Below are 2,085 nucleotides of genomic sequence, written 5' to 3'. Positions count from 1 at the left end.
CGACAAGGTCGTGCCGCCGCAGCAATCCGAAAGCATGGTCGACGCCCTGCGCGCGCAAAAGCTGCCGGTGGCCTACCTGACGCTCGAAGGCGAAGGCCATGGCTTCCGCAAGGCCGACAGCGTGGTGCGCACGCTCGAAGCCGAGCTGTATTTCTACCTGCGCGTGTTCGGCATTGCCGTGCCGGCCGACCTGCCCGCGATCGAGATCGAGAATCTCGACGCATGAAGGGTGGCCCACTGCTTGACGACATCCGGGCACAGCTGGCCGCCTGCAGCGCCGAAGAACACGCGATCCTGACGCTGCTGGCGATCGCCGGCGAGCCGATGGGCCGCCAGCGCATCCTTGAGCACATGCGGGCGCTCAATGCCCCGTTGCCGGCCGCGCAGTGGGCCGACGAACTGGCGCGCCTGAAGGCCGAAGGCTTGCTGGTTGACGCCAACGAGCGCGGGCTGGCGCTGGCCCCGGCGGCCAGCTGGCCCGTGCTCGACTTTGCTCTCGACAGCGGCCTGTTCGACGTCGTCGCGGGCGCGTATGGCGCGGTGTCGACCGTGCGCCGCGACTGGCAAGGCCACCTGATGCTGCGCAGTTATCGCCAGGGCCTGGCCCTGCTGCGCATCGCGCTGCTGACGCGGCAGGACATCGACGTCGTCACGCCGCTGCTCGACGCCTGCCTGGCCTGCCATGAAGCGAGCTACCTGCATCCGCTGGTCGACGTCTGCGCGCGCCCGTTCACGCCGGCGCTGATCGAGCGCATCCACCCGCGCCTGCTTGAGACCGTGCTGCACGTGCTGGTCGTGCATGTGCGCAGCGAGCCGGCGCTGGCCCCGGCGGTGCGCGCCTGCGCCGAGGGCTACATCACGCGCAGCAGCCCGGAAAGCCTGCTGCGCCGCGCGCTCGGCGAGCACTACATCCTGTGCGGGCGCCTGGACGATGCGCTTGAACTGGTCGCCGACATGACCGATTCACCGGGACTGTTCCTGCGCAGCGTCGTGCAGCTGCTGCGCGACGATGTCGATGTCGGCCTGGCGGGCGTCGAAGCGGCCCTGAAGCAGTTGCGGCGCGAGACCGGCAAGCGCAAGGCCACTTTCAGTGGCCACTGCGCGCACATCGCCGTCGCCGCCCTGTTGCGCAGCAGCGAACCAGCGCACCGCAAGCTGGCCGATGCCTGGCTCGAGATCGAAACGCGCGCCGTGCAGCGGCCCGACAACGCGGTCTGGTTCCAGCTCGGCATGCTGCATGAAATCCGGCGCGGCACCGTCGACGCCGGCCTGTTCGCCACCCGCAGCTGGGAGCTGTCGCTGGAACCGACCGTGTTTCGCGCGCTGATCCACTACTGGCTGGCGCTGCCCGCATTGAACAGCCAGCGGGCGCGCCTGGAAGACATGCTGGCGCAGTCCGAGCTGGCCGGGTTCGACCTGTGGTCGGCCCAACTGGCCGGCGTGCTGGCGCAGATGGGCCAGGCGGGCTATCTGATTCACGAGGCGCGCGCGAGCGAACTGCGCCAGCGCCACCGCTTGCCCGACATGGCACTCTGGTTCACACGCGAAGAGCCGTGGGAGCGCCAGCTCAATGCGCTGATCAACCTGCAGCCCGCCCTCACGGTGGAGCAGGTCAAGGAATCGCGCCTGGTCTGGCTGATCCGCCACGACCCGCACCTGGGCGTGCAGGAAATCGAGCCGCGCGAGCAGAAGCGCGATGCGCAGGGCGCCTGGAGCCGCGGCCGCGCGCTGGGCCTGAAACGCCTGGCCGAAGAAGGCGCGCAGCTCGAGTTCCTCACCGCGCAGGACTTGCAGGCGATCAATGCGATTGCCGGGCGCCGTTACTACGCCGGCAGCGGCATCCGCTTCGAGCTCGAAGTACACAAGGCGCTGGCCGCGCTGGTCGGCCATCCGCTGCTGTTCTGGATGGCCTCGCCCGGCACGCGCGTCGAACTGCTGCCGGGCGAGCCGGAACTGCTGGTGAAAAAACAGGGCGACAAGGTGTCGATTGCGCTGCACCCGCCGATCGACAACGAAGACGACGACGTGGTCATCACGCTCGAGACGCCCACGCGCCTGCGCCTGGTGCGCATCAACGACGAACAC

1 protein-coding gene and 1 pseudogene are annotated in these 2,085 nt (G+C 69.0%); both read left to right on the top strand.

Annotated features, from left to right (window positions below):
• Nucleotides 1-226, top strand: a 226-nt coding sequence (locus tag AC1DYN_RS32205) for a prolyl oligopeptidase family serine peptidase (protein ID WP_477966811.1), incomplete at its 5' end; no start/stop codon positions are given.
• A pseudogene (locus tag AC1DYN_RS32200) lies at nucleotides 223-2,085 on the top strand (DEAD/DEAH box helicase); the annotation flags it as partial. The gene AC1DYN_RS32205 and the pseudogene AC1DYN_RS32200, both read left to right, overlap by 4 nt.

The sequence above is a fragment of the Rhizobacter sp. P2_D12 genome, assembly GCF_056404395.1.
Note: the sequence above shows the minus strand (reverse complement) of the source record. Positions and strands in the feature narration are given on the sequence as shown.